A 2,154-nucleotide genomic window follows, 5' to 3' on the forward strand; every position below is an offset into this window, starting at 1 on the left:
GCCGTTCGGCTCGGCGGTGGAGCCGGCGTCGTAGCGCACGAGCCGGGCGGCGCCGTCGCCCGCCTCGGCGTGCCCGAGCAGCTGGGCCAGGGCGCCGTCGGCGAGCTTCTTCGCCTTCCGGGCGACGAGCTCGGCGACGGTCGCGGCGACGTCGACGCTCGACGACGCCGCGCCCCTCGCGGCCGGGAGCGGCGCGGCGACGGCGCCCGGCCCGCCGACGGCGCCGCTGACGGCGGCCCCGGCGGTGACGAGCCCGGTGAGGCCCGCCACGCGCAGCAGGGACCGGCGGGAGGTGGTGTCACCGGTGGTGGTGGGGAGGGTGGTCATGGTCCGTCCTTCCTGGGGTGGTGCACGGTCAGGGGTGGGAACGTGGGGCGGCTCAGCCGAGCGTGGCGTGCCGCACGGTCGTCGGGCCGGGCTCGGGGACGCCGTCGACCCCGTCGAGGGTGCAGCCGGCGTGCACGACGGGGGAGGCGGCGGCGACGTCGAGGCGCCCGCCGGCGAACCGGCTGCCCGTCGCCCGGTACGACGACGGCCCACCGGCGAGCGCGACGTGCGTGGCGCCGTCGGGCACGGTGAGGTCCGCCCCGCGCAGGTGGACGTCGACGACGCCCTCCCCGGCGCGGGAGACGAGCGCGCCCGCCGTCGTGGTGCCGGTCATCGTCGTTCCGGCGACGGAGAGGCGCTGGTCACGCACGCCGCTGAGGGCGAGCCCGGCGCCGGTCCACCGGCCGCCGCGCACCGTGACGTCCGCCGAGCCCACGCTCGCGGGGGCGGCGACGGCGTCGCCCGCGGCCCCGGTGACCTCGCAGTCGGTGAACGTCACCGGCCCGGCGCCGCGCAGGATCGTCCCGTCGAAGCCGGTGAACCGGGTGCGCACGAAGTGCACCGGGTTCGTCACGGGCGTCTGGTGCAGCACCGACCCGGCGGGCAGGTCGAAGGCGCAGTCCTCGACGACGGTGGGGCGCGACGACAGCGACGAGCGCTGGCCCACGGCGAAGAAGCCCGCCGAGCAGCCGCGCAGGTGCGCGCCGTCCGCGTTGATCGTCATGGTGGCCCGCGGGTCGAACGTGGCGCGCGGCACCACGTGGACGTCCTCCAGCGTGAGGTCGGTGATCTTGGTGCCGACGACGAACCAGGAGGCGACGTGCCGCCGGATCGTGATGCGCTTGGCCGCCGTGCCCCACTGGGCGCCCGAGTTGGCGATGTCCATGAGGCCGCTGCACCCGGAGAACACCAGGTCGTGCTCGTACTGGCCGTGGGTCGTGAACGGGTTGCCGCCCGCGTCGTCGCCGTCGCCGTGGCAGTTCTCCACCAGGCAGTAGGCCGACGCGGTGAGGTCGTTGAGGTGCCGGGCGTTGTGGCTGCGGCAGTCCACGACGTGCCCGTACAGGGAGTAGATCTGCTGGGTGAGGTAGCCGGCGCCGCCGTAGAAGACGGTGGGCGGGTTGGTCACCGAGCAGCGCCGGGTCACGAAGTGCGTGTTCCAGCGCCGCATGATCACCGGCCACCAGGTGCGTTCGCCGTGGATCTCCTCGACGTCGCAGCGCACGGCGTACTCGAACGCCACCGGGTGCGACCCCGTCATCTCGCGGTCGTCGGGCAGCTCGCCGTTCGTGGGGCCGTCGAACGGCCCGGCCCCGAGGAAGCGCATGTTCCGCACGTGCACCTGCTCGACGGGCTCGACCCGGGTCCACGTCAGGGTGCGGCCCGCGGGCAGCTCCCAGCCGGCCTTGTAGTCGACGCGCACGTGCGTGCCGTCCACCACCTGCGTCACCTCGACCAGGCGCTGGAGCTCGCGCTCGTCGGCGCCGCCGCCGGGCCGCGCGTCGGAGGTCAGGGTCCACCACTGCCCGACGGCGAACGCGGCGGCGTCGGCCACCTCGAACACGTCCCGCAGGTCGGGGTGCGTCTCGGCGAGGGTCCGGGTCTGGGTGGTGTCGGTGACGTGCCCGCGGAAGTACAGCACCGCGCCGAACGGGTTGTCGTGCGTGTTCCGCTCGATCCCGTCGGTGTCGACCGTGTGCCCGCCGAAGTCGAGCACCAGGTGGGAACGCGTGAACGTGTGCCGGCGGTGGAACAGCAGATCGGAGTGCGCCTCGATGCGGCTGACGGACGGGTCGCGCACGAGGGCGTCGAGGGCGTCGTCGGCGG

At 74.9% G+C, this 2,154-nt stretch carries 2 protein-coding genes; both read right to left on the bottom strand.

The features are described from left to right. On the bottom strand, positions 1-327 hold a 327-nt coding region (locus EYB28_RS19660), incomplete at its 3' end, for a DUF3597 domain-containing protein (protein ID WP_166852929.1). A gap of 52 nt (positions 328-379) precedes the next feature. Next, the coding region (locus tag EYB28_RS19665; RefSeq protein ID WP_166852932.1) for a peptidase C14 at positions 380-2,154 on the bottom strand (1,775 nt) is incomplete at its 5' end.

Source organism: Isoptericola sp. BMS4, assembly GCF_011634835.1.
Lineage (GTDB): Bacteria > Actinomycetota > Actinomycetes > Actinomycetales > Cellulomonadaceae > Isoptericola.